Below are 24,760 nucleotides of genomic sequence, written 5' to 3'. Positions count from 1 at the left end.
CTGTCAGTCCGTTTGATGTGACTTAGGGTGTTTTTGCCGGAAACCTTGCGAAAAACATAAGAATCATCGGAACCTCCCCGTTCGTCGCGCCCTCTGTCTGGGTGACCAGCAGGCAGCGACGATCGGGGATTTCCATGCGCACCTTCTCCCGGACCCTCTCCCGCCGGGGAGCACTCGGCCTCGGTGCGGGCGCGGCGGCCGCCGCCTCGCTCGCCGGCTGCGGGAGCCTCACGTCCTCGGACGGCAAGCGGCACCCGAACGGTTCCGGTCAGGGCCGCCCCGGGCCCGGGAGCGGGAGCAGTGCGCATCCGGCGCGGCCCATCGGTGACGGCTCGACCTCCTTCACCGGCAGGCAGCCGCACCAGCCGGCCAAGCCCGAGCCGCTGGAGCCGGGGCAGACCCCGCCGCAGTTCGTGGTCTTCTCCTGGGACGGCGCCGGTGAGGTCGGCAACGGTCTCTTCCCGCGCTTCCTGGACCTCGCCAAGGACCACGGGGCGAGCATGACCTTCTTCCTCTCGGGGCTGTACCTGCTGCCCGAGTCGAAGAAGCGGCTGTACGAGCCCCCGAACAATCCGCGCGGCGCCTCCGACATCGGCTACCTCACCGACGAGCACGTCAAGGCCACGCTGAAGAACGTGCGCCGGGCCTGGCTGGAGGGGCACGAGATCGGCACCCACTTCAACGGGCACTTCTGCGCCGGCACCGGCACGGTCGGCAACTGGACCCCGCAGCAGTGGGAGAGCGAGATCCGGCAGGCCAAGGCGTTCGTGAAGGAGTGGCGGACCAACACCGGCTGGACGGACCTGCCGTCGCTGCCGTTCGACTACGACAAGGAGCTGGTCGGCGGCCGTACGCCCTGTCTGCTCGGCCAGGGCAACCTGCTGCCCACGGCCAAGAAGCTGGGCTGGCGCTACGACGCCTCCTCGCCGGGCGGCCGTCAGACGTGGCCGGTGAAGAAGCTGGGCATCTGGGACCTGCCGTTGCAGCAGATACCTTTCCCCGGGCGGTCCTTCGAGGTGCTGTCCATGGACTACAACATGCTCGCCAACCAGTCCGTGAACTCCACCAAGGCGCCCGCCTACAACTACCCGGGCTGGCGCAAGCAGTCCGCGCAGGCGTACATCCAGGGATTCAAGCGGGCATACGAGACCAATCGGGCCCCGTTCTTCGTCGGCAACCACTTCGAGCAGTGGAACGGCGGCATCTACATGGACTCCGTCGAGGAGGCCTTCAAGCACATCGCGCGCGAGAAGGAGAAGGGCGCCGATGTGCGGCTGGTCTCCTTCCGGCAGTTCGTGGAGTGGATGGACGTGCAGAAGCCCGAGGTGCTCGCCAAGCTGCGCACGCTGGAGGTGGGCCAGAAGCCCGCCGGTGGCTGGAAGGAGTTCCTGCGGGGCAGCAAGTCGGCCTCCTCCGACGCCGCCTGAGCCGGGCTTGTTGTCCGGAATGTCCCGTGTAAATACGCCCTGAAAAGGGGTTTTCCGCCCGGCAGGGGGGTGCGAGAGATCGCCGGAACGGACATGCGAAACTTTTCACATGAGTACCCGTAGCCGCGCCGTCCTGCTCACCGCTGTGGCCGCCGCCGCGGCCCTCACCCTGTCCGCGTGCGGAAAGGGCGGCATCTCCGGTGGCGGTGGCGACACCAACTTCGTCACCGGCAACAACGGCATCGACACCGTCCCGGCCGGCAAGCGTGCCGCGGCCCCGGACCTGTCCGGCAAGACCCTCGACGGCAAGAGCCTCGACATCGCCGACTACAAGGGCAAGGTCGTCGTCCTCAACGTCTGGGGCTCCTGGTGCGGACCGTGCCGGGAGGAGGCGCAGTACTTCGCCAAGGTCTCCAAGCAGTACGCGGACAAGGGCGTGCAGTTCGTCGGCATCAACACCCGGGACACCAGCACCACCCCCGCCCTCGCCTTCGAGAAGGAGCACGAGGTCGAGTACCCGAGCCTGTACGACCCCACGGGCAAGCTGATGCTCCGCTTCAAGAAGGGCACCCTCAACCCGCAGCTCATTCCCTCGACGCTCATCGTCGACCGGAAGGGCAAGGTCGCCGCGCGTGCCCTGGAGGCGCTCGACGACGCGACCCTGGTGAAGATGCTCAAGCCGGTCCTCGCGGAGAAGTGACGTGAGCGCACTGCTGACGCTGGCCGCGGAAGCGGGGTCCGGGCGCAACCAGACGGTCATGCACGGGGCCCTGCTGGTCGCGCTGCCGGTCGCCCTGCTCGCCGGGCTCGTCTCCTTCTTCTCGCCTTGCGTGCTGCCGCTGGTCCCCGGCTACCTCTCCTATGTGACGGGCGTCGCGGGCACCGACCTGGCCGAGGCCAGACGGGGGCGGATGGCCGCCGGCGCCTCCCTCTTCGTGCTCGGCTTCAGCGCCGTGTTCATCTCCACCGGGGCGCTGTTCGGCTACTTCGGCTCCAACCTGATCGAGTACCAGGGCGTCCTGTCCAAGGTGCTCGGCCTGCTCATGATCGTCATGGGCGTGTTCTTCATGGGGCTGCTGCCCTGGTTCACCATGCGCGAGTTCCGCTTCCACAAGCGGCCGACGGGCGGCCTCCTGGGGGCGCCCGTCCTCGGTGCACTCTTCGGTGTCGGCTGGACGCCCTGCATGGGCCCGACGCTCTCCTCGGTGAACATCCTGTCCATCAACGAGTCGAGCGCCGCGCGCGGCTCCTTGCTGATGGTCGTCTACTGTCTGGGTCTCGGCGTCCCGTTCATCCTCACCGCGATCGCCTTCCGCAAGGCGCTCGGTGCCTTCGCATGGGTCAAGCGCCACTATGTCTGGGTGATGCGCATCGGCGGCTCGATGATGATCCTGACCGGTGTGCTGCTGCTGACCGGCGCCTGGGGTGCTCTGATCCAGCAGATGCAGACCTGGTCCGACGGCTTCGATGTAGGGATCTGACCGATGAGCAAGACCGACACCGGCCAGAGCCGGGACCAGGAGGACCTGGGGGCGGCCGGCTCCCAGCTGTCCACCGCGCCGCAGGAGGAACTGACGAGCCTGCCCGGACTCGGCGTCATCGGCTGGGTCCGCTGGTTCTGGCGGCAGCTGACCTCCATGCGGATCGCGCTGCTGCTGCTCCTGCTGCTCTCGCTCGGAGCCATCCCCGGCTCGCTGATCCCGCAGACCGGGACCGACGCCACCAAGGTCGAGGAATTCCGCAGGACCCACGGCACGCTCGCGCCGGTCTACGACAAGCTCGGCCTGTTCCACGTCTACAGCTCGGTGTGGTTCTCCGCGATCTACATCCTGCTGTTCGTCTCCCTCATCGGCTGCATCGTCCCGCGCACCTGGCAGTTCGTCGGCCAGCTGCGCGGCCGTCCGCCGGGCGCGCCCAAGCGGCTGACCCGGCTGCCCGCCTACACGACGTGGCGCACGCAGGCCGATCCGGACCAGGTCCGCGAGGCCGCGCTCGCGCTGCTGAAGAAGCGCCGCTTCCGCGTCCATGTCGCCGGGGACGCCGTCGCCGCCGAGAAGGGCTATCTGCGCGAGCTGGGCAACCTGGTCTTCCACATCGCCCTGATCGTGCTGCTGGTCGCCTTCGCCTCCGGCCAGCTGTACAAGTCGGACGGCACCAAGCTGATGGTGGAGGGCGACGGCTTCTCGAACGCGCTGCCGATGTACGACGACATCAAGTCCGGCAGCCTGTTCCGCACCGACGACCTGATCCCGTTCAGCTTCGACCTCAAGGACTTCAGGGCCACCTACGAGGTCAGCGGCCCGAACAAGGGCACCCCGCGCACCTTCGAGGCGAGGATCCGCTACAGCGAGGGCGCCTACGGCAAGGAGAAGCCGACCACCGTCAAGGTCAACGAGCCGCTGAAGATCGGCGACGCGAAGGTCTACCTGGTCAGCCACGGCTACGCGCCCGTCGTCACCGTCCGCGACGGCCGGGGCAAGGTCGTCTACCGGGACGCCGTTCCGCTGCTGCCGCTCGACGGCAACATCACCTCCAACGGCGTGATCAAGGTGATGGACGACTACCGCGACGGCCGGGGCAAGAAGGACCAGCTCGGCTTCCAGGCCTTCTTCGTGCCGACCTTCGACCCCAAGAGCGGCACGATGCTCTCGCAGTACCCGGCGCTGGTGAACCCGCTGCTCGCGGTGAACGCCTACCACGGCGACCTGGGCGTGAACGCGGGCGCGCAGAGCGTGTACCAGCTCGACAAGAAGCACATGAAGGCGTTCAAGGACGGCAAGGGCCGGCTGCTGAAGAAGCTGCTCCAGCCGGGCGACACCCTGAAGCTGCCGGACGGCGCCGGGTCCATCACCTTCGAGAAGGACGTCAAGGAGTGGGCCGGCTTCGAGATCGTCCAGGAGCCGGGCGGCGGCTGGGCGCTCGGCGGTGCCCTCGCCGCGATCTTCGGTCTGGCCGCGTCCCTGTTCATCCAGCGGCGCCGCGTCTGGGTGCGGGCCGTGCGCGGCGACGACGGCGTCACGGTCGTCGAGATGGCCGGGCTCGGCCGCAGCGAGTCCGCGAAGGTGCCCGATGAACTGGGCGACCTCGCCGCAGTCCTGTACGACCAGGCGCCGGGGGCTCCCGACCCCGACGACGATCCTTCACCCACCCCCGACCCCCAAGTCGTACCTGCCGAAGGGGCTGAGAAGTGACTCTCGCCGCCGCAACCGATCTCGCCGCCGCGACCAACGAAAACCTCGCGAGCATCAGCAACACGCTGATCTACTCGTCGATGGCCGTCTACACCCTGGCCTTCTTCGCCTACATCGCCGAGTGGCTCTTCGGCAGCCGCAGCAAGGTCGCCCGTACGGCCGCCGCGCTCACCGCCGGCGCCGGGCAGCAGCAGAAGGCGGCCGGCCCCACCGTCACGGTGAAGCAGGCCGGCGGCACCGCCCTGCTGGAGCGGCCCAAGGTCGTCGTCCGCTCGGCGTCCGGCGCACGCGACGTGCCGGACGGGCCCGGCGCGCACGGCGGCGACGTGCAGGGCGACCTCTACGGCCGGATCGCCGTCTCCCTCACCGCGCTCGCGTTCCTGGTGGAGCTGGGCGGTGTCGTCGCCCGCGCGGCCTCCGTGGAGCGGGCGCCGTGGGGCAACATGTACGAGTTCAACATCACCTTCTCGACGGTCGCCGTCGGCGTGTACCTCGGGCTGCTCGCGCTGAAGAGGAACGTGCGCTGGCTCGGTCTGTTCCTGATCACCACGGTCCTGCTCGACCTCGGCCTCGCGGTCACGGTCCTGTACACGGCCAGCGACCAGCTGGTGCCCGCCCTGCACTCGTACTGGCTGTACATCCACGTCTCCACCGCCATCTTCTGCGGCGCGGTGTTCTACGTCGGCGCGGTCGCCACGATCCTGTACCTGTTCAAGGACTCGTACGAGAACAAGCTGCAGACCGGCGGCAGGCCCGGAAAGTTCGCGTCCTCGGTGCTGGAGCGGCTGCCCGCCTCCGCGTCCCTGGACAAGTTCGCCTACCGGGTCAACGCGGCCGTCTTCCCGCTGTGGACGTTCACGATCATCGCGGGCGCGATCTGGGCGGGCGACGCCTGGGGCCGGTACTGGAACTGGGACCCCAAGGAGACCTGGTCCTTCATCACCTGGATCGCCTACGCCTGCTACCTGCACGCCCGGGCCACGGCCGGCTGGAAGGGCCGCAAGGCCGCCTACCTGGCGCTGATCGCCTTCGGCTGCTGGCTGTTCAACTACTACGGCGTCAACATCTTCGTGAGCGGCAAGCACTCCTACGCGGGCGTCTGACACCGGCCGGGCCGGGGTCCGTGCCACGTGCACAACCCCGGCCCAGGGGTCAGGCTGGTGTCATGAGCGGTTCCATCGCGCAGGGCATCAGCCAGACCCACGGGAACACGCACATCCTCCACTTCGTGGTGCGGCTCCCGCGGCACATGGAGGACGTCTGGCCCGCGCTGGCCACGCCCGAGGGGCTCGGGAGCTGGTTCACCCCGGCCGACGTGCTGGAGCCCCGGCTCGGCGGCGCGGTCACCCTGCGTGACGTGGGCAGCGGTCACGTCACCGCGTGGGACGTGGACCGGGTCGCGGAGTACACGGTCGGGGACGGCGGCCGGATCCGCTTCCATCTGGAGCGCGAGGAGGACCAGGGCAGCGCACTCCGGTTCACGCACGAGTTCCAGGGCGAGGCGGCGTCCGAGCAGGGCTGGCGGGCCCGCTTCGAGCGGCTGATCGAAATCATGGAGTCCGGTCACGGCCTCCCCCGACCGGAGCCCACGCAGCCCGCGGCGCCCGCAGCGCCTTCCGAGCCTTCCGAACCCCTCCCCGGACAGCTCACCTAGGACCCCGGCGACGGCGGCAGGCACGCCTTCCCCGGCGGCTTCCCCTCCGGCCAGGCGATCCGGACGAAACGCGAGCCGCCGCCGGCCGTCAGCTCCACGATCGGCACCGCCTTGTCGTACGGGTTGCCGTGCACGTCCAGGCAGATCCAGCCGCTCGCCCCGTCGACCCGCAGCGACCCCTTGACCTGCGGCCACTGGAGGCCGACGTCCGTGAGCGCCGGGACGGTCCGGCCGGCCGGCGCCGCCTCACGGATGCCGTGCACCGCGAGCCGCAGGGTGTCGTAGCCGATGATCAGCTGTCCGTCGTCCAGGGCGGCCGAGCCGACCGGGCCCACCGGCTCCCGGGCCGCGGCCGTCAGCAGCTGCCGCAGTGCCGTGAAGTCGGCCGTCGAGCCTCCCGACCGTGCCGGGTTCTCCGTCCACGCGTCCGGGTGGGCGAGCGAGGTGTAGCGCACGGAGAGGCGGTGCCGCAGCGCGCTGCGGTCCAGGTCCTTCTCGTGGGTCAGGTACGAGGCCTCGTCACCGGTCAGCACCGTGAACCTCCGGTCCTGGCAGCCGCGTCCGCCCAGCGCGTTGATGAACTGCCGCAGCTGGGTGTGCCGGCCCGCGAACAGGATCGTGTCCGTCTCCCGGGAGGTGTCGCACACCAGGTGCGTGATCTGCCGGAAGGTGTTCGCGGTCGTGCCCTCCTCGCTGCGGTCGGCGGGCGGGGTGAACGGCTGCGGCTCGTACGGCGAGCCCTTGATCAGCGCCGCGAACGACTGCTGGAGGGTCCGGGTGTACGGGTCGCCGGGCTTGTCGTACACCAGCAGTGCCTTGCCCGCGCCCACCTTGGCGAAGGAGGCCAGCGCCCGGGCCTCGTCGGTGTTGGTCGGCGCCACCCGGGCCAGCCCCGGGTAGGGGTCCTTGCCCCCCTGCCCGTTCGCGAGGTCGTCGGCGGTGATGGAGGAGCCGATCACCGGAATGCCCTGCCGGGTCAGCGCCTTGACGGCCCGCTTGTTGGCGTCGGTGCTCTGCCCGATGCCGGCGACCGCCCGCAGCCGGTCCGCGCCCTTCGTCATCACGGCCAGCTGGTCGACCGTCCGCTGCCAGTGCGCGCCGGTCGCCCCCGGGTTGGCCAGCACGAGCCGGATCTGCGGGCGTTCCCCGTTGGAGTCGTGATTGGCCTGGTACTGAGCGAGGTAGGCGCCCTGCAGCTGGTGCCGGATGTCGTTGAGGCTGGTCGGTGACGTGGAGGTGTACGGCAGCATCAGCGCCACGGACACATAACTGCCGGGTTCGAGGCGGTCGTTCTCCCGGCCGACGGCCCGGACGACGTCCCGCAGCTGCGCCTGCCCGAAGTCGTACGGCCCGGTCGACACGCCCACGCACTCGTCGCTGCCCTCCGGCCGGGCCACACCGGGCGCACAGGACCGGTCCTCGTCCAGCAGGGCCCGGGCCGCGAACACCAGGCCGGCCACCAGACCCGCGACCACCAGCAGAGCCGTGTAGCGGCGCAGCGGGATCTCCCACACACCCTCGCGTATCCACGTGCCCGCACCCCTGCGCGCCATCACGCCTCCCCTCTGTCGTCGTCCGGGCTGCCGGCGCCGTCGTCGCCGTCCTCGGGGCCGTCCATGGGCCGTCCGGCCAGCGCGGTCGCCGGCCAGTCCCGGGAGGCCCGCCACAGCAGCGCGTTGCCCGCCGGCCGCAGGTTGGACAGCTGCTCCAGCTCGAAGCGGAGGCGGTCGCACACCTGCGGGTCGGGCAGCACCAGCGGGTCCGCGAGCAGCCACACCGCGTGCAGCAGCCGCCGTATCCGCAGGTGCAGCACGGCGTCCGCGCCGTCCGGTACGGCGTGTTCGGCGTCCGTGCGGCCGAGTGCGACCGCGGCCCGCCGGTCGCCGCGTCCGGTGAAGTCGCGGCCCTCGGCGTCGTGCGCGTGGAAATAGGGCGCGGAGGCGATGAAGCGCAGAGTGCGCAGCCAGGCCCGGGGATCCGCGGTGGGGAAGGTGTCGCACAGATGGGCGACCGCGGCCCCGGTGTCCCCGAGGGCCAGTTCGTGGTGCAGCCGGTACCGGGCGTGCCCGGCGTCGGGGTAGTGGGCGATCAGCGTCTCGTGCGCGGTGCGCCAGGACGCGTGGTCGGCATCCCGCAGGTGCAGCCGGAGCAGCAGCAGGGTGCGCACGAACGGGTCGCCGACGAACCGGCCCGGCACGCCGGGCAGCCCCTCCTCGGCGAGCAGAGTCTGCAGTGCCCGGACGCTCGCCGGGCCGAAGGTGTCCGGCAGCAGTGCCGCGGCCACCGCGCAGGCCGAGCCGTGGTCGTGGGCGGCGGCCAGCACGGTCAGCTCCTCCAGGTGCTCGGCCGGCACCAGCCGGTCCAGCAGTGCCTCGTAGGCGGCCACGGCGGGCCGGTCCTCGGCGGGCCGTAAGCGGGCCGTGAGGAGTTCGCCGAGCGAGGACACCTCGGGCAGGGCCTGCGCGGCCGACTCGGCGAGCAGTACGACGCCGAGCGGGTTCCCGCCGGTCAACCGGTGGGTGGCGGGCGGCAGCTGCGGCGGGACGGCGGTGTCCGCGCAGACCGCGCCGACGATGTGCAGGGTGTCGTCCGGGCTCAGCGGCGCCAGCGCGAGCAGCAGCGCCCGTGAGGAGGGCGCCGCCTCCGGCACCCAGTCGCAGCGCCGGGCCACCTCCGCCAGCTCCCGCCGCGCCGCGGCCGGCAGTTCCTCGCGGCCGTCGCCACGCCGGGCCGCGACGAACGCCACCCGGTCCGTGATGCCCTCGGCGCGGTCCCGCAGCACGGCCGCCAGCAGCCCCGTACCCGGCGCGGCCTGCGCGTTGTCCAGCAGCACCAGCGGCCGGCCCAGCCGCTGCATCCGTGGCAGCACCCCCGCGTACGCCTCGGTCAGGTCGGCCAGCAGGGCCCGCACCAGATACCGCTCGGCGTGCTCCCGGGAGCTGCCGCCGTCCCGGAAGTGCTGGGACAGCAGGATCAGCCCGCGCTGGGCGTTGCCGCCCGCGTTCGGATACGTCCGGTACCACACGGACGCCTTCTGGTGCCGGCGGCTGGAGAACCCCTCGGCGACGGCCTCCAGGGTCGCCTCGACGGCGCCCGACACCAGCGGCCCGGTGCCGGTGGCCGCGGCGACCACCTTGGCCGCCACCTTCCCGGCCCAGCGCCCGGCCAGCCCGCTGATCCACGAGCCGCTCTCGTTCAGCAGCAGAATCCGCTCGACCTCCCGGCGGATCCGCTCCGAGTCGGCGTCGCCCCAGCCGCCCGCGGCCACCGCGACCAGGCCCGGCATCAGCCGCGGGAAGGTGATCCGCCCGGCGCCGGTCACCGGCGCGGCGAGCTGCTCGGCGATCACCAGCAGCGCCTGTCCGAGCGGCGACCAGGAGGCGGCGGGCCGGTCCGCGGGCGGCGCCCGGAACTGGGCCTCCGCGCAGTCGACCAGCGCGACCGGCGTATGGCCCCGGTAGGCGTCCCGCAGCTCGTCGAGAACCGCGCTCTTGCCGAGCCCGCGCGCTCCGGTGAGCACCACGAACGGCGGTTCGTCCGGATGCTCGTACGGATGTGCGCGGTGCTGGTGCGGGCGCAGGCCCACCAGTCTCGGCGCGAGGCCGGCCGGATCGACGTCGAACAGTGCTCCCCGCCCGTGCAACCGTCTGTGCACCGCATCTCCCCCTCAACAGCAGTGTAAGAAGGGGAAGTTGCTCCGGACCAGGGTTGGTGGTGACCGTTGTGTCACGAAACCGCCGCGAGGCCGGCGTGGGCCACCCAGGCGATCCGGTCGCGCAGCCGCTCGACGTACAGCCGCATGTTCTTCGCCGCCACGTCCGTGTCCGGGTAGCGGCTCGCCAGCCACAGCCCCTCGTGCAGCCGGTTCACCCACACGCACACCTGGTCGCCGTACGACACCCGGATCAGGCCGTGGGCGCGCTGCTCGGCCCACCGCTCGGCGCCCGGGATGGCGCGGGTGTCGAGGTAGGAGACGATCGAGTACAGGTCCGGGGAGGTCGGCCGGAAGTCCGCGCCGAGCAGGGCCAGCACCCGGGCCAGCGGCATCCGGGCCAGCGACCGGTTCGCCTGCAGCTCGGCACGGACCGTGCGCAGGGTCTCCGGGAAGCCGCGGGTACGGCCCACCGGCACCTCGATCGGGGCGCCGCCCACGTACCAGCCCACCGAGTCGCTCCACCGTGACTTCACCCGGGTGTGGAACGGCACCACCGTCCGGTACACCGGCTGCCCGCCGAGTTCGTGCACGGTGAGCCCGGTCGCGGCCAGCAGCCCGACCATGCTGCCCCCGTAGGGCCTGCAGTACGCCTCGAACGCCGCCGCCGCGTCCGCGTCGGCCAGCGGTTCGCACAGCATCTGCTGGCGCGGCAGCGGGCCGTCCGGATCCAGGCCGAGGTCCACGGGGAAGCTGGGCAGCGTCCCGTCGCAGCGGCGGATGAACTCCCGCCAGCGCGCGACGATCTGGTGGCCGCCGTCGAGACGGTCCGCGTCCGCCCGCTCGATCTCGCAGAAGTCGACGTAGCTGGCGGCCGGCGCCGCCGCCTCGGGTGTGCCGCCCGCGGCCCCGGCCGCGTACAGCTCGATGATCTCCGCCGGGATCCGGTGCACCGAGTAGGCGTCGACGTTGCTGTGGTCGAAGGCCATGTAGACGCTGACGCCGTCGTCCCGGACGACCGCCGTGTAGATGAGGTTCGGCCAGCGCAGCGCGTCCGCGACGGTGTCGAAGCGATTTTGCAGGTGCTGGACCAGCCGGTCGGCGTCGGGGAAGTCGCCGGTCACCTCCCTGCGCAGGGACACGTCGGCCGCGTCGAGCGTGAACCGGCGCAGCTCGTCGCCCTCGCCGCCCGCCCAGCGGAAGCCGCTGCGCAGCGTCTCGTGGCGCACCGTCCAGGCCCGCAGCGCCTCCTGCAGCACATCCAGGTCGACCGGGCCGGGCAGGTCGAACGCGGTGCCGAGCCAGGTCGGCACGAACAGCCCGTCGTCCCGCACGCACTTGGCGGTCCTGATGTGCGACTCCTGGATGTAGGCGGGGGGCCGGGAGTCCTCCGGGAGTGCCGTCGCCGCCGCGACGGTCGCCGGACTCAACGTCCACTCGACGAGCCGTCCCGGCCGGACCTCGCAGCGCTGGATGTCAGTGATTCGCACGCGTCTCCGATCGCAGAAGGGGGCCCCTGGATGCGGGCCCCCTTCAAGGCAATGACGCGGGAGGCCGGCGGGATGTGCCCGTCCGGTCCATTTCACCGGAACGGGCGGTAGACCGAACGCGGAAGCGGACAACCGGCATTGACGGCGGGTGCCCGGGCCTGGCCTGGGCTGCGCCGACGGTGACGAGCCGGAGTGCAGACGGCCGGCGCAGGGTGATGCTCCGGAGGGGGGCGCGGCCGGCGCAGGGTGACGCTCCGGAGGGGGGCGCGGCCGGCGCAGGGTGACGCTCCGGAGGAGGGGCGTGGTCGGTTCAGAGGTGATCCGGAGCGGGCGCGGTCGGTCAAGGGGACGGTCCGGAGGGGACGCGGTCAGCCCGCGGTGGCGGGTGGGCGTGCGGGTGGTCAGTCCACGGTGATCGAGTCGAGCTTCTCGCGGAGGTACACGTGCGAGTCGACGGGCGGGTACGCAACCCGGCCCACCGGCGCCGGTACGGACTCCACCAGCGTGCCCGGGGTGCACTCGCCGAAGTAGACGAGGGACATCAGCTCCTCGGCGGGCGCGTCCGACGGAGGCGGCAGCACCCGGTGCCGCCCCGACCGCCACCGGGCCCCGGTCCAACGGGACAGCAGGTCGCCCACGTTGATCGTGAAGGCGGCCGGGTCGTACGGCGCGTCCTCCCACCCGCCCTCGTCCGTGTAGACCTGCAGGCCACCCTTGCCGGCCTGCCGGTCGAGGACGGTGACGGTCCCGAAGTCGGTGTGCGGACCGATCCGGAACTGCCCGGGCTCCGGCTCGCCGACGACCTCCGTGCCCGGATACCAGTTGATGTTGAAGCCGTACGTCGGGTGGTCCATGTGCCGCGAGAAGAAGTCGGGTTCCAGGCCGAGCGCGTAGCCCAGCAGGGACAGCAGCTCCTTCTCCAGCGCGGCCATCCGGTCCAGGTACTCCTCGCACAGCCCGCGCAGCGCCGGCACCTCGGCGGGCCACACGTTGGGCGCGTACCACTCGGAGTTCACGACCGGGTCCTCGAACGGCTCGTCGGTCGCGAAGGTGAGCGACTCCTTCAGATCCGGCGGGGTCTCGGTGCCCTCCGCGTACCCGTTGGCCTCGGCGCCCCGCCCGAGCCAGCCGCGTCCGCCGACCTTCACCTCGTACCGCTGCTTGACCTCGGTGGGCAGCAGGAAGAACTCCCGTGCGGCCGACCGGATCCCGGCGCGCAGCCCGGGCTCCACCCCGTGCCCGGTGACCAGCAGGAAGCCCGCGGTCTGCAGGGCCTCGTCGACGGTACGGGCCAGGGCGGCGCGGGCCGGCGCGTCCCCCTTGGTCCAGAGCCGCAGATCGATGGCCGGAATGCGTGAATCACTCACCGAAGTCCTCGTTCCAGAGATCCGGGTTCTCGGTTCCGTGCTCGGCCGGGCGGGCCGATCCGGGTTCTCGGTCCCGCACTCGGCCGGGCCGGCCGATCCGGGTTCTCGGTCCCCCGCTCCCGGCCGGGTCTGCCTCGGCGCTGCGGGCGCGGTGGCGGTGGCGGGCCGGGCTCGGGCCTGCTGTCGGTCCATGCCCTCACTGTGCTGCGCCACGCACACCGGGGCAACGTGGACCGGACGTCCGCCGGGCGCGCCGTCAGCCCGGCTCCGCGGCCACCGACCGCCAGATCCGGCCCGGCAGGACGAGCGCCGCCTCGTCGAGGTCGACATCGTCGATGCCGGACAGCCACCGGCGGGCGACCCCGATCACCGGTCCGAGGATCAGCGACTCGATCAGCGGCAGCGGAAGCGGCGCGAGTTCACCGGCGTCGAGGTACCGCTGGGCCCACTGGGCGAGCGGGGACAGCCGGGCCTCCTGGGCGTCCCGGAGCCGCTTGCCGTCGGCCATGCCCTGCCGGTCGGCGTACGAGGAGTGCAGCAGCAGGGCGGCGTCCCGGTGCTCCTGGACGAAGGCCAGGTACGCGCGGACCAGGGCGCGGATGCCGGTGCGGGCCGTACGGGTGTGCTCTATGGCCGCGACCAGCTCGCCGAGCAGCCGGCCCAGCCAGCGGTTCAGCAGGGCGTTCATCAGGCCGTCGACGCTGCCGAAGTGGTGGTACAGGCTGCCGAGGCTGACCCCGCTCGCCCGGGTCACGGCGGCGACGGTCAGCCCCTCCTCGCCGGACTCGGCGTAGACGCGCAGCGCGGCGTCCAGGAGCTGCTCGACGGTGGCCTCGCCACGCTGCTGCTTGGGACTCATTCTGAAGTACTTTTCTAGAAACGTATTTTAGATCGTGGGCTGTCGGCCCACACTGGTGCACCATCCTCACATCCAGGAGCTGCCCGTGTCGTCGCCCATGAGCCCCGCGAATCCCGGAGGACCCGGGAACCCCGAGAAGAAGCAAGGAGGCGCCTGCCTGGGCGTACTCGTGGTCGCCGCGCTGATCGTGTTAGTCGTCTGGCAGGCCGGCCGGAGCGGCGACGGCGGCTCGTCCGCCGGCTCCGACGACCTGGCGGGAGCCTCGCCGTCGTACACGACGTCCGCACCGGCGACCGGCGCGCCGTACACCAGCGATCCGTACGGCAGCAGCGATCCGTACGACACCAGTGATCCGTACGGCAGCAGCGACCCCTATGGCGGGGGGAGCGCGGACCCGAGCCCCTACACCTCCGGTACCTGCCTGAACGGCACCTTGCCCACCTCCACCACCGCGCAGTCCGTCAGCGGGGTCGAGGAGGTCTCCTGCTCCGCCGCCGACGCGCACTACAAGGTCGTCCAGTCCATCCCGTTCACCACGGACATGAGCCGCTGCAACGACAACCCCCGTACGGAATACGCCTTTTCCTCGAGCTACACGATCAACGGCGCGACCGTCAGCGAGTATGTGTACTGCCTGGCCGGCCTCGGGTCGTACGCGCGCTGAAGCAGCCATCGCACCGTCAACAGGACCGCAGGGGGAGAGAGTTGAACGGGGAACACCACGGGGTCGAGCCGCTGGCCGAGGACGATCCGCGGCGGATCGGTCCGATCCCGCTCGTCGGCCGGCTCGGGTCCGGCGGCATGGGCCGGGTCTACCTCGGCGTGCACGAGGGGCGGTACGCCGCCGTCAAGCAGGTGCGGCCGTCCGTCGCCGGCGAGGACAAAGACTTCGTACGGCGCTTCGGGCACGAACTGGACAACCTCGCCCGGATGCCCGCCGGGGCCACCGCACCGCTGCTCGCCGGCGACCGCGACGCCCGGCCGCCGTGGTTCGCCACCGCCTACGTGCCCGGGCTGACCCTGGGCGAGGCCGTCGAGGCACACGGAGGGCCGCTGCCGGCCGCGTCGCTGTGGCTGCTGCTCCGGGAGGCCGCCACCGGGCTGGCGGCGGTGCACGGGCTGGACATGGTGCACCGGGACGTCAAACCGTCCAACATCATGCTGACCCTCGACGGGCTCAGCCTCATCGACTTCGGCGTCGCCCGGGCGGCCGAGCAGAGCCGGCTGACCCGGACCGGGATGGTGGTCGGCACCCCGGCCTACATGTCCCCCGAACAGGCCTGCGGTGCCCGGCGGCTGACCAGCGCGGTGGACGTCTTCGCCCTCGGATCGGTGGTGGCCTACGCCGGGGCCGGACGACCGCCCTTCGGTGACGAGTCCGGGCACGGCGTGCTGTACCGGATCGTGCACGAGCAGCCCGACCTGACGGAGCTGCGCGCGGTCGACCCGGAGCTGGCCTCGGTCGTCGCGTCCTGCCTGGACAAGGACCCCGAGGGCCGGCCCACCGCGGCCGAGCTGCTCGAACTCACCGAGGGGAAGACGCCGGCCGGTGACGGCCCGCTGTGGCCTCCCGCCCTCACCGAACAGCTCACCGCCCGGGCGGCGTTCGCGGCGGAGGTGCCGCCGGTGCTGGAGACGCCGGGGGCCGAGGAATCGGAGGCCGAGGAATCAGGGGCCGAGGAATCGGAGGCTGAGAAGCCGAGGGCCGAGGAATCCGGGACCGAGGAGCCGAGTGCTGAGGAGTCGGAGGCCGAGAAGCCGGGGGCCCAGGCAGCGGGAAGCGAAGAGCCGAGGGCCCAGGAAGCGGGAAGCGAAGAGCCGAGGGCCCAGGAAGCGGGGAGCGAAGAGCCGGGGGCCCAGCCGGGGGCCGAGAAGCCGAAGGCGGCGGTGCCGAAGGCGGCGGTGCCGGGGGCGGCGGTGCCGGGGGCGGTGGCCGGTACCCGCCGGGAGCCTGCCGGAGGGAACCGCGGGGCAGGGGAGCGCGGCGAGGAGCAGGCCGGGAACGGCACGGGGGAGGAGCCCGGGGCGGTCATCGGAGGGAACACTCCGGGCCCCGGCGCCCTCGTACGGCCCTCCGCCCGGCCTCGTGAGCGGAACCGGCGCCGTACCCGCGTCGTGCTCGCCGTCGTACCGGTCGTGGTCGGTGCCGGGGTGGCGACCCTGGCCTTCCGACTGGCGCCGTACACCACCGACGCCCACCGGGACGGCGCCGCCGCGGGCACCCCGGGCACGTCCGTCTCCGCGCCGGCCGATCCCGCGCCCGGCGCCTCCGGCACGGGAACCACCGGCACACCCAAGCCGGACGGCAAGGGCCCGGCGTCCCGGGAGAAGGGGCGCGAGCACGGCGAAGGATCCCCGGCGCCCGATCCGAACGGCGCCGCCGGCGGCTCGGGCGCTCCGGGCGGCGGATCCGGCCCGGGATCCGGTTCCGGTGGCACCGGCAGTCCGGGCGGTGCCGGCGGCTCCGGCGGCGGCACGGGGAGTTCCGGCGGCGGCGCGGGGAGTACCGGCGGGTCCGGCAGTTCCGGTGGGACGGGCGGGACCTCCACCCCCGCCACGTTCCGCCTGGAGAACGGCGAGAACGGCAAGTGCCTGATCCAGGTGTACGGCGCCACGGGCCTCGGCGACTGCTCCGCCGGCACCGCCCGCTGGACCTTCCGCAGCGCCGGCGGCGGCAGCGTCAAGGTCGTCAACGTCTCGACCGGCGCCTGCCTGAGCGCCAATGGCAACGGCCAGGCCGTCTTCGTCGGCGACTGCTCCGTGAGCCACACCGCACGGCAGTGGAAGACGGGTTCCGGGAACTCCCTGAGCACCGTCTACGACGGCGGCTGCCTCGACATCGCCATGAACGACAACGTGGCCGAGGCGACCTGCCGGTCGGGAGCCGCCTCCCAGAGCTGGGCCAGGAGCTGAACCCCGGGGGCTCGCCCCGCCGACCGGGCTCCAGCCGCTCCTGCCGACCGGGTCTCTGTCGCTCCTCGCCGCTCCTCGTCGCTCCACCCGGCCGGGCCTCAGCCGGTCCTCCCGGCGGGCCTCAGCAGCTCCACCCGGCGGCCCCCAGGCGGTTCGCCCGGCGGCCCCAGCCGCTCCGCACCACGGGCCCGAGCCGGTCCGCCGGTCGCCGATGCCGCTAGTCGTTGCGGGGGTCGTCCTTGTCCAGGGACTTCAGGAACTCCGGGTTGTCGTCCGGGGCGACCCATTTCGCGGCGGCGTCGCGGTGCCACTCCGACGGCGTCGAGCCTCCCGCCGGACCCCGTCGCACCTTGCCGGTGACCAGCCAGGCGACCGGCCCGACCAGCACCTCACCGAACAGCAGCACGATGATCACCCACACCGCCTTGGGCAGGTGCCGCACCTCTTCCTCGGGGGTGTTCAGACAGTCCACGAAGGCGTAGATCCACAGCGCCAGGACCAGCAGGAACGGCAGATACCTCAGCATGGCCGTGCGTACTCCCCACGCCGTGAGACGACCCTGGTGACCGGGCCAGCGTAGCCGGTGGCGGATACTGGGGGGCATGGCTTACGACGATCTTCGCTCCCTGCTGCGGGCGCTGGAGCGCGAGGGAGACCTCAAGCGCATCAAGGCCGAGGTCGACCCGTATCTGGAGGTCGGGGAGATCGTCGACCGGGTGCAGAAATCCGGCGGTCCGGCGCTTCTCTTCGAGAACGTGAAGGGCTCGGCGATGCCCCTCGCGATGAACGTCTTCGGGACCGACCGCCGGCTGCTGAAGTCGCTGGGCCTGAAGTCGTACGGCGACATCTCCGAGAAGATCGGCGGCCTGCTGCGGCCCGAGCTGCCGCACGGCTTCGTCGGCGTACGGGAGGCCTTCGGCAAGCTGGGCGCGATGACGCACGTCCCGCCGAAGAAGGTCAAGGACGCGCCGGTGCAGGAGGTCGTGCTGCACGGCGACGAGGTCGACCTCGACCGGCTCCCCGCGCTGTTCACCTGGCCGCAGGACGGCGGTTCCTTCTTCAACCTGGGCCTGACCCACACCAAGGACCCCGAGAGCGGCATCCGGAACCTCGGCCTGTACCGCCTGCAGCGCCACGACAAGCGCACCATCGGCATGCACTGGCAGATCCACAAGGACAGCCGGAACCACTACCAGGTGGCGGCCAGGCGGGGCGAGCGGCTGCCGGTCGCCATCGCCTTCGGCTGCCCGCCGGCGGTGACGTACGCCTCCACGGCCCCCCTCCCCGGCGACATCGACGAGTACCTCTTCGCCGGTTTCATCGCGGGCAAGCGGATCGAGATGGTCGACTGCAAGACGGTCCCGCTGCAGGTCCCGGCGAATGCCGAAGTGGTCCTGGAGGGCTGGCTGGAGCCCGGCGAGATGCTGCCCGAGGGCCCGTTCGGCGACCACACCGGCTTCTACACGCCCCAGGAACCCTTCCCGGCGCTGAAGATCGACTGCGTGACCATGCGGAAGCGCCCGCTGCTCCAGTCGATCGTCGTCGGCCGGCCGCCCACCGAGGACGGCCCCCTCGGCCGGGCCACGGAACGCTTCTTCCTGCCGCTCCTCAAGATCATCGTCCCGGACATCGTGGACTACCACCTGCCCGAGGCCGGCGGCTTCCACAACTGCGCGATCGTCTCGATCGACAAGAAGTACCCGAAGCACGCGCAGAAGGTGATGCACGCGATCTGGGGGGCCCACATGATGTCCCTCACCAAGCTGATCGTGGTCGTCGACTCCGACTGCGACGTCCACGACCTGCACGAGGTCGCCTGGCGGGCCCTCGGCAACACGGACTACGGCCGCGACCTCACCGTCGTGGAAGGCCCCGTCGACCACCTCGACCACGCCTCCTACCAGCAGTTCTGGGGCGGCAAGGCGGGCATCGACGCGACGAAGAAATGGCCCGAGGAGGGCTACACCAGGGACGGGGGCTGGCCGGACATGGTCCTCTCCGACCCCGACACGGCGGCCCTGGTGGACCGCCGCTGGAAGGAGTACGGCCTGTGAGCAGCGCCTCTGCCGCCATTCCCCAGCCGGGACGCACCAAGGCCTTCCTCCGCCTGGTGATGATCGAGCACTCGGTCTTCGCGCTGCCCTTCGCCTACATCGCCTCCCTCACGGCGATGTTCCAGTGGGACCGCAACATCCACTGGGGCCGGCTGCTGCTGGTCACCGTCTGCATGGTCGGCCTGCGCACGTTCGCGATGGCGGTCAACCGGATCATCGACCGCGAGATCGACGCCCGCAACCCGCGCACGGCCCACCGTGAACTGGTGACCGGCGCCATGTCGGTGAAGCACGCCTGGACGGGCGCCCTGGTCGCCCTCGTGGTCTTCCTCGGCGCCGCGGCCCTGCTGAACCCGCTGTGCCTGGCCCTGGCCCCGGTCGCGGTGATCCCGATGGTGGTCTATCCGTACGGGAAACGCTTCACCAACTTCCCGCAGGCCATCCTGGGCCTCGCCCAGGCGATGGGCCCGGTCGGCGGCTGGCTCGCGATCTCCGGGAGCTGGTCCTGGGACGCGGTGATCCTCGGCCTCGCGGTCGGCGTCTGGATCGGCGGCTTCGACCTCATCTACGCCTGCCAGGACGTCGAGACCGACCGCGAGATCGGTGTCATGTCGGTCCCGGCCCGCTTCGGCATCCCGGCCGCGATCTGGGGGGCCCGGGCCTGCCACACGATCACGACGGCCCTGTTCGTCTGGTACGGACTGGCCACCCACGCCGGCGCCTTCTTCTGGCTGGGCCTGCTGATCGTCGCCGGCGCCTTCCTCTACGAACACCGCATCGTCCGCCCGCACGACCTGTCCCGCCTGAACCGGGCCTTCTTCAGCGTCAACGGCTTCATCGGCATTGCCCTGTTCGTGTGCGCGCTGCTCGATCTCCTCGTCCGCGGTCTGACCGTCTGACCAGGCCCAGGGCCACCCGGCCTGAGCACCTTCACGTCCGCCGGTACGCTCAAGGTGTGAACGCAGGAGAAACGCAGCGCGTGCCTTGGATCGTGGGGGTGTCCGGAGCATCCGGGACGCCGTACGCGGCTGCTGTGCTGCGGGCGTTGCTGGCGGCGGGGGAAGCGGTGGACCTGGTGGTCAGCCGGGCCTCGCGGCTGACGCTGCTGGACGAGACGGGGATCTCGTTCCGTGACGCCCACTGGCAGGACGACCTGCGCGAATGGCTGGCCCGGGGTGCCGACGGCAAGCCCGGGACCTTCGACGTGGACGTCAGCGGGGTGCGGTACTGGAGCGCGGGCGATCTCGCCGCCGGCCCGTCCTCGGGCTCGTACGCGGTGAAGGGCATGCTCATCGTGCCCGCCTCCACGGCCTGCGTGGCCGGTGTCGCGCTCGGCCTGTCCAAGGACCTGCTGCAGCGTGCGGCGAGCGTCACACTGAAGGAGCGCCGGACACTCGTCGTGGCCGTCCGGGAGACCCCCTTGAACGGGCAGACGCTGCGGCACCTCGTGGCCCTGGACGACGTCGGCGCCACGGTCGTCCCGGCCTCGCCCGCCTTCTACGCGGGCGCCACCCACATCCAGGACCTGGTGGACTTCGTCGCCGGCCGGGTGCTGGACGCGGCGGGCGTCGAGCACGGCCTGTACCGGCGCTGGCGGGGCGAACTGGGCGGCGGCACAGCGGGCGACTAGCACAGCGGGCAACCAGCAGTACCTCTCATCACTTCAGGAACTTTCACCGGAAGGCTTCGATCGCATGGACGCGGTGGACAGGCAGCTCATCCAGGCTCTGAGGGAGAACGGCCGGGCCTCGTACGCGGAGCTGGGACGCCTTGTCGGCCTGTCGGGCCCCAGCGTCACCGACCGCATCAACCGGCTGGAGGCGGCCGGTGTCATCACCGGCTACCGCGCCACGGTGAACGCGGCCTCGCTGGGCCTCGGCGTCACCGCGCTGATCGGCATCTCGCTGTCCGACGCGGCCGACCACGAGGACGTGGCCCAACGCCTGCGGGACCTGCCGGAGATTGAGGACTGCTGGTTCATCGCCGGCGACGACTCCTACATGCTCAAGGTGCGCTCGACGGACGTCGACGGCCTGGAGCGGACCATCCGGCGGCTGAGCGGCACCAAGGGCGTCTCGCGGACCCGTACCACGATCGTGCTCTCCACGAAGTGGGAGAACCGGGTCGGGGAGCTGCCCGAAGAGGTCTAGGGATACCGTTGGTCGGGCTGTCGTAGAAAGGTGTTGGCATGGACGTCGGGCTCAAGCGCGAGCTGGAGGATAAGGTCCGCTCCGGTGAGCGGCTGACCCGCGAGGACGGCATCGCGCTGTACGAGTCGGACGACCTGGCCTGGCTGGGCGGGCTCGCCCACGAGGTGCGGACCCGCAAGAACGGTGACGTCGTCCACTTCAACGTCAACCGGCACCTGAACATGACGAACGTGTGCACGGCCTCCTGCGCGTACTGCTCCTTCCAGCGCAAGCCGGGTGAGAAGGACGCGTACACGATGCGCATCGAGGAGGCCGTCCGGCTCGCCAAGGCGATGGAGTCGGAGAACCTCACCGAGCTGCACATCGTCAACGGCCTGCACCCCAACCTCCCGTGGCGCTACTACCCGCGCTCCCTGCGCGAGCTGAAGGCCGCCCTCCCGGACGTCTCGCTCAAGGCGTTCACGGCGACGGAGATCCACCACTTCGAGACCATCTCCGGGCTGTCGGCCTCGGAGATCCTGGACGAGCTGATCGACGCGGGCCTGGAGTCGCTGACCGGCGGCGGTGCGGAGATCTTCGACTGGGAGGTCCGGCAGCACATCGTGGACCACAGGACCCACTGGGAGGACTGGTCCCGCATCCACCGTCTGGCGCACGAGAAGGGGCTCAAGACCCCGTGCACCATGCTGTACGGCCACATCGAGGAGCCGAGGCACCGGGTCGACCACGTTCTCCGTCTCCGCGAGCTGCAGGACGAGACGAACGGCTTCCAGGTCTTCATCCCGCTGCGTTACCAGCACGACTTCGTGGACATGAAGGACGGCAAGGTCCGCAACACCCTCCAGGCCCGTACCCAGATGGCCACGGGCGCCGAGGCCCTGAAGACCTTCGCGGTGTCCAGGCTGCTGTTCGACAACGTCCCGCACGTCAAGGTCTTCTGGGTGATGCACGGCGTGCAGACCGCCCAGCTGGCCCTCCAGCACGGCGCCGACGACATGGACGGCTCGGTCGTCGAGTACAAGATCACCCACGACGCGGACAACTACGGCACGCCGAACAAGCTGACCCGCGACGACCTCCTGGAGCTGATCCGCGACGCGGGCTTCCGCCCCGTGGAACGCAACACGCGCTACGAGATCATCCGCGAGTACGACGGCCCCGACCCGGCACGCAGGGAGTCCCCCCAGCCGATGCGGGTCTGAAACCTGCCGCCCACCCGCCACCCCGACTCCGTCGGCGAGACGGCCGGGCCTTTCCAGCGGGGGGAGCCCGGTCCAACCACAGGCGCGGGGCCGTGGCCGATGGGCGGTTGCGCCGTGTGGGCGCGACCGGCTTGTGCGGGCCGGATCTCGTCGGCGGGGGTGCCTGGTCCGACCCAGGGGCGCGGGGCTGTGGCCGGTGGCGGCTGCGCCGCGGGGCGCGACCGGCTTGTGCGGGCCGGATCTCGTCGGCGGGGTGCCTGGTCCGACCCAGGGGCGCGGGGAACTGCGCGACAAGCCACCGCGCACCCGCACCCGGCCGACGGCCCAGGCATCCCCTTCGTTCGCCGCCACGGACGAGGGGTACTCGACGGGCATGGCTGGCACCAAGCCCCCCGAGGACGCCTACACCGCCGAACCCTTCGTACCGGCCGACGGCACCATCGGCGACCTGCGCCGCGCAGCGGCCAACTGCCACGGCTGCCCCCTCCACCGTGCCGCCACGCAGACCGTCTTCGGCACCGGAAACTCCGACGCCCGCGTGATGCTCGTGGGGGAGCAGCCCGGCGACCAGGAGGACCGCCAGGGCAGACCCTTCGTGGGCCCCGCCGGCAAGCTCCTCGACCGGGCCCTGGCGGAAGCCGGCATGGACCCGGCCGACACCTACGTCACCAACGCGGTCAAGCATTTCAAGTTCACCCAGGCCGAGCCCCGCAAGCGCCGGATCCACAAGTCGCCGAGCCTGAGGGAGATGACCGCGTGCGGTCCCTGGCTCGCGGCGGAACTCGCGCTGGTGGAGCCGGAGCTGATCGTGGTGCTGGGGGCGACGGCCGGGAAGGCGCTGCTGGGATCGTCGTTCCGGGTCGGCCAGGTGCGCGGAACCGTGCTGGAGGAGGAGATCCACGGCCGCCCGGAGCGGCTGGTGCCGACCGTGCATCCGTCGGCCGTGCTGCGGGCGGACGACCGCGAGGAGGCGTACCAGGGACTGGTCGCCGATCTGAAGGTGGCTGCACGCGCCCTCGGGTAATGGATACCATGCGCGCATGCCCCTTACTTTCACCTTGGATCCCGCTGTCACCCCGGCCCTCCGTGACGGCATCCTCGGCCTGTGGACGGACGTCTCGAACGCGGGCGGCGCCGTCGGCTTCACGGCCCCGGTGAACCGCGAGGAGATACGCCCGGAGCTGGTGCGGCACTTCGCGCAGATGGCCGAGGGGCGCACCCGGCTGCTCGTCGGCCACGACGAGGACGGTGAGGTCGCCGCGACCGCCTTCGTCACCCGCAACACGCACCGGCTGATGACCCACTGGGTGTGGCTCTACACGGTGATGGTGCACCCCCGGCACCAGGGCGAGGGCTACGGCCGCGACCTGCTGGCCGCCGCGGCGGACGCGGCCCGCGGGATGGGGGGCATCGAGGCGATCCGCCTGACCTGCCGCGGCGGTCTCGGTCTGGAGCGCTTCTACGCCTCCTGTGGCTACAAGGAGGTCGGCCGGGTGCCCGGTGCCATCCGCGTGGCTCCCGACGACGACCGCGACGACGTCTTCATGCTGCTGCCGCTGCACTGACCCCGCTGCATGATCGCCTGCGCGGCGTGCTTCACTGGACGATGACCCCTTTTGGAATCGGACGAGTGGATTGAGATGCTCCGCTACACGCTGATGCGCCTCGGTATCTTCGCGGGCTGTCTCGCGGTCGTCTGGGGAGCCGTCTACGCCGGCATCTTCCCTCGCGGCTTCGGCAACTCCAACGGCCTGTGGATCCTGCTGCTCGCCCTGATCCTCTCGGCGCCGATCAGCTGGGTGGCGCTGCGCAAGGAGCGGGACCGGGCCTCGGTGCAGATCGTGGGCAAGGTCGACCGGATGAAGGCCAACCTGGACGCCAACCGCAGCCAGGAAGACCTTGCCGACGACAGCGCGCGAGCCCAGAGCCAGCCTTCCTGACCCGAGCCTTTCCGACCCGGGGCTAGCCGCCCCCGGGCCCAACTAGGCTTGCCTCATGGGTGCCGTGAAGACCAAACGGATGCCGAGGGCGGTGCGGGAGCAGCAGATGCTCGACGCTGCCGTACGGATTTTCGGGCAACGCGGGTACATGGCCGCCTCCATGGACGAGATAGCCGAACTGGCGGGTGTGTCCAAGCCGTTGGTCTATCTGTACCTGAACTCGAAGGAAGACCTCTTCACCGCCTGCATCCGCCGTGAGGCCACCGCGCTCACGGAGGCCGTCCGCGCGGGCGTACGTCCGGGGCTGCCCGCCGACCGCCAGCTCTGGGACGGCCTGCAGGCGTTCTTCGCGCACACCGCCGAGCATCCCGACGGCTGGTCGGTGCTGCACCTCCAGGCCCGTACGCACGGTGAGCCCTTCGCGGCCGAGGTCGCCGCGATGCGCGCGGAGATCGTCGCCTTCGTGACCCGTCTGGTCGCGGTGGCGGCCCGGGCGGCCCACCGGGACCCGGACCTCCCCGAGCACGAGGTGGCCGGCCTCGCCGTGGCCCTGGTCGGGGCCGCGGAGTCCCTCGCCGCCTGGGCCAACGCCACCCCCGGCGTCACCGCGCGCCAGGCGGCGGCCATGCTGATGAACTTCGCCTGGTCGGGCCTGGGCAACCTGATGTCGGGCCACGTGTGGCCCCCACCACCCGAGGAACGCCAGCGCCCGGGGTCACCGACCACGGCGCCGCCCGAGGAACGCCAGCGCCCGGGGTCACCGACCACGGCGCCGCCCGAGGAACGCCAGCGCCCGGGGTCACCGATCACCGCGCCGCCCGAGGAACGCTAGCGCTCCGGGACACTGATCACCGCGCCCCG

22 protein-coding genes and 1 pseudogene are annotated in these 24,760 nt (G+C 71.5%); 17 read left to right on the top strand and 6 right to left on the bottom strand.

Annotation, left to right across the window (positions count from 1 at the left end):
- The first annotated feature begins 134 nt into the window (after positions 1 to 134).
- The 6 genes from ACZ4SF_RS09050 to ACZ4SF_RS09025 all read left to right on the top strand — a co-directional run bounded on the left by ACZ4SF_RS09050 (position 135) and on the right by ACZ4SF_RS09025 (position 6,272).
- Entirely contained in the window at positions 135 to 1,427 is a 1,293-nt protein-coding gene (locus tag ACZ4SF_RS09050) for a polysaccharide deacetylase family protein (RefSeq protein ID WP_468380226.1), read from the top strand.
- Between the two features lie 109 nt (positions 1,428 to 1,536).
- Positions 1,537 to 2,127, top strand: coding sequence for a TlpA family protein disulfide reductase (locus tag ACZ4SF_RS09045; RefSeq protein WP_468380223.1), 591 nt, complete (start codon positions 1,537 to 1,539; stop codon positions 2,125 to 2,127).
- A gap of 1 nt (position 2,128) precedes the next feature.
- Positions 2,129 to 2,908, top strand: coding sequence for a cytochrome c biogenesis CcdA family protein (locus ACZ4SF_RS09040; RefSeq protein ID WP_468380221.1), 780 nt, complete (start codon positions 2,129 to 2,131; stop codon positions 2,906 to 2,908).
- 3 nt (positions 2,909 to 2,911) lie between these two features.
- Positions 2,912 to 4,618, top strand: coding sequence for a cytochrome c biogenesis protein ResB (gene resB, locus ACZ4SF_RS09035; protein WP_468380219.1), 1,707 nt, complete (start codon positions 2,912 to 2,914; stop codon positions 4,616 to 4,618).
- Positions 4,615 to 5,721: a c-type cytochrome biogenesis protein CcsB gene (gene ccsB, locus ACZ4SF_RS09030; RefSeq protein ID WP_468380217.1), complete on the top strand. Its 1,107-nt coding sequence runs from the start codon at positions 4,615 to 4,617 to the stop codon at positions 5,719 to 5,721. Before resB ends, ccsB begins: the two co-directional genes overlap by 4 nt.
- Positions 5,722 to 5,783: 62 nt before the next feature.
- Positions 5,784 to 6,272: an SRPBCC domain-containing protein gene (locus ACZ4SF_RS09025; protein WP_468380214.1), complete on the top strand. Its 489-nt coding sequence runs from the start codon at positions 5,784 to 5,786 to the stop codon at positions 6,270 to 6,272.
- Here ACZ4SF_RS09025 and ACZ4SF_RS09020 read toward each other — a convergent pair.
- The 5 genes from ACZ4SF_RS09020 to ACZ4SF_RS09000 all read right to left on the bottom strand — a co-directional run bounded on the left by ACZ4SF_RS09020 (position 6,269) and on the right by ACZ4SF_RS09000 (position 13,640).
- Positions 6,269 to 7,825, bottom strand: a complete 1,557-nt coding sequence (locus ACZ4SF_RS09020; RefSeq protein WP_468380211.1) for a hypothetical protein — start codon at positions 7,823 to 7,825, stop codon at positions 6,269 to 6,271. The genes ACZ4SF_RS09025 and ACZ4SF_RS09020 overlap by 4 nt on opposite strands.
- Complete coding sequence (locus ACZ4SF_RS09015; protein WP_468380209.1) at positions 7,825 to 9,927, bottom strand: hypothetical protein; 2,103 nt, start codon at positions 9,925 to 9,927, stop codon at positions 7,825 to 7,827. Before ACZ4SF_RS09015 ends, ACZ4SF_RS09020 begins: the two co-directional genes overlap by 1 nt.
- A 71-nt stretch (positions 9,928 to 9,998) precedes the next feature.
- Entirely contained in the window at positions 9,999 to 11,414 is a 1,416-nt protein-coding gene (locus ACZ4SF_RS09010; protein ID WP_468380206.1) for a condensation domain-containing protein, read from the bottom strand.
- Between the two features lie 401 nt (positions 11,415 to 11,815).
- Positions 11,816 to 12,781, bottom strand: a complete 966-nt coding sequence (locus tag ACZ4SF_RS09005; protein WP_468380203.1) for an isopenicillin N synthase family dioxygenase — start codon at positions 12,779 to 12,781, stop codon at positions 11,816 to 11,818.
- Positions 12,782 to 13,037: 256 nt separating this feature from the next.
- Positions 13,038 to 13,640 carry a TetR/AcrR family transcriptional regulator gene (locus tag ACZ4SF_RS09000; protein WP_468380200.1) on the bottom strand — a complete coding sequence of 201 codons (603 nt, stop codon included), beginning with the start codon at positions 13,638 to 13,640 and terminating at the stop codon, positions 13,038 to 13,040.
- Between the two features lie 85 nt (positions 13,641 to 13,725).
- On the opposite strand from ACZ4SF_RS09000, the gene ACZ4SF_RS08995 reads away from it, so the two are divergent.
- Together ACZ4SF_RS08995 and ACZ4SF_RS08990 are read left to right on the top strand one after the other, a co-directional pair.
- Complete coding sequence (locus ACZ4SF_RS08995) at positions 13,726 to 14,304, top strand: LppU/SCO3897 family protein (protein WP_468380197.1); 579 nt, start codon at positions 13,726 to 13,728, stop codon at positions 14,302 to 14,304.
- Between the two features lie 41 nt (positions 14,305 to 14,345).
- On the top strand, positions 14,346 to 16,553 hold the full coding sequence (locus ACZ4SF_RS08990) for a protein kinase domain-containing protein (protein WP_468380193.1): 2,208 nt from the start codon (positions 14,346 to 14,348) through the stop codon (positions 16,551 to 16,553).
- A 220-nt stretch (positions 16,554 to 16,773) separates the two neighbouring features.
- Here the strand turns inward: ACZ4SF_RS08990 and ACZ4SF_RS08985 are convergent.
- A pseudogene (locus ACZ4SF_RS08985) lies at positions 16,774 to 17,079 on the bottom strand (PLD nuclease N-terminal domain-containing protein); the annotation flags it as partial.
- A gap of 76 nt (positions 17,080 to 17,155) precedes the next feature.
- On the opposite strand from ACZ4SF_RS08985, the gene ACZ4SF_RS08980 reads away from it, so the two are divergent.
- The 9 genes from ACZ4SF_RS08980 to ACZ4SF_RS08940 all read left to right on the top strand — a co-directional run bounded on the left by ACZ4SF_RS08980 (position 17,156) and on the right by ACZ4SF_RS08940 (position 24,731).
- Positions 17,156 to 18,607, top strand: a complete 1,452-nt coding sequence (locus ACZ4SF_RS08980; RefSeq protein ID WP_468380190.1) for a menaquinone biosynthesis decarboxylase — start codon at positions 17,156 to 17,158, stop codon at positions 18,605 to 18,607.
- Positions 18,604 to 19,506, top strand: a complete 903-nt coding sequence (gene mqnP, locus ACZ4SF_RS08975; protein ID WP_468380187.1) for a menaquinone biosynthesis prenyltransferase MqnP — start codon at positions 18,604 to 18,606, stop codon at positions 19,504 to 19,506. Before ACZ4SF_RS08980 ends, mqnP begins: the two co-directional genes overlap by 4 nt.
- Before the next feature lie 80 nt (positions 19,507 to 19,586).
- A complete protein-coding gene (locus ACZ4SF_RS08970) occupies positions 19,587 to 20,237 on the top strand; it encodes a UbiX family flavin prenyltransferase (RefSeq protein WP_468380457.1) in 651 nt (216 codons plus the stop codon).
- Positions 20,238 to 20,301: 64 nt separating this feature from the next.
- A complete protein-coding gene (locus ACZ4SF_RS08965; protein ID WP_061928809.1) occupies positions 20,302 to 20,757 on the top strand; it encodes an Lrp/AsnC family transcriptional regulator in 456 nt (151 codons plus the stop codon).
- Positions 20,758 to 20,795: 38 nt separating this feature from the next.
- On the top strand, positions 20,796 to 21,959 hold the full coding sequence (gene mqnE, locus ACZ4SF_RS08960) for an aminofutalosine synthase MqnE (RefSeq protein WP_468380184.1): 1,164 nt from the start codon (positions 20,796 to 20,798) through the stop codon (positions 21,957 to 21,959).
- A 373-nt stretch (positions 21,960 to 22,332) separates the two neighbouring features.
- Complete coding sequence (locus tag ACZ4SF_RS08955) at positions 22,333 to 22,983, top strand: UdgX family uracil-DNA binding protein (protein ID WP_468380455.1); 651 nt, start codon at positions 22,333 to 22,335, stop codon at positions 22,981 to 22,983.
- Between the two features lie 16 nt (positions 22,984 to 22,999).
- Positions 23,000 to 23,524, top strand: coding sequence for a GNAT family N-acetyltransferase (locus ACZ4SF_RS08950; protein ID WP_468380181.1), 525 nt, complete (start codon positions 23,000 to 23,002; stop codon positions 23,522 to 23,524).
- 75 nt (positions 23,525 to 23,599) lie between these two features.
- Complete coding sequence (locus ACZ4SF_RS08945; protein WP_468380178.1) at positions 23,600 to 23,899, top strand: DUF4229 domain-containing protein; 300 nt, start codon at positions 23,600 to 23,602, stop codon at positions 23,897 to 23,899.
- A gap of 55 nt (positions 23,900 to 23,954) precedes the next feature.
- Positions 23,955 to 24,731: a TetR/AcrR family transcriptional regulator gene (locus ACZ4SF_RS08940; protein WP_468380176.1), complete on the top strand. Its 777-nt coding sequence runs from the start codon at positions 23,955 to 23,957 to the stop codon at positions 24,729 to 24,731.
- Positions 24,732 to 24,760: the final 29 nt, after the last annotated feature.

It is taken from the genome of Streptomyces sp. NPDC027663 (assembly GCF_055566415.1).
Note: the sequence above shows the minus strand (reverse complement) of the source record. Positions and strands in the feature narration are given on the sequence as shown.